The 354-nt window shown below is 64.1% G+C and carries 1 protein-coding gene; it reads right to left on the bottom strand.

All coding sequences use genetic code 11. From position 1 onward, the window contains the following. Positions 1-221, bottom strand: a 221-nt coding sequence (locus tag ACOADB_RS04425; protein WP_378596715.1) for an ATP-binding cassette domain-containing protein, incomplete at its 3' end; no start/stop codon positions are given. Positions 222-354 lie beyond the last annotated feature (133 nt).

Here is a 354-nt window from a genome sequence, read left to right as displayed (position 1 = left end):
TCGGGCTCCAGCAGACCGACGATGTGCTTGAGCAGCACGCTCTTGCCCGTACCTGACGGCCCGAGCACCGTCGTGATCGCGTCGTCCTTGAAGTCCACGGACAGCCCGTTGAGGATGTGCGACGAGCCGAAGCTCTTGTACACGTCACGGATCTCGATGGTGTGCTCAGCAGCCTGGTCGACATGGGCGACCCGGTCATCGAGCGGAAGCACGGCGGTCATGGAATCTCCTGGAGACATTGCAGGTGCAGTGGAAGCGGTGGAAGCGGGAGCAGGGGTCGGCGCCGCGAGACCCGGCGTCAGGTGCCGAAGGCCTCGGTGAGTGCGTTGCCGTAGAAGATCTGCGCCATGATCG

This window comes from Nocardioides sp. CPCC 206348, from assembly GCF_048654705.1.
GTDB lineage: Bacteria > Actinomycetota > Actinomycetes > Propionibacteriales > Nocardioidaceae > Nocardioides.
Note: the sequence above shows the minus strand (reverse complement) of the source record. Positions and strands in the feature narration are given on the sequence as shown.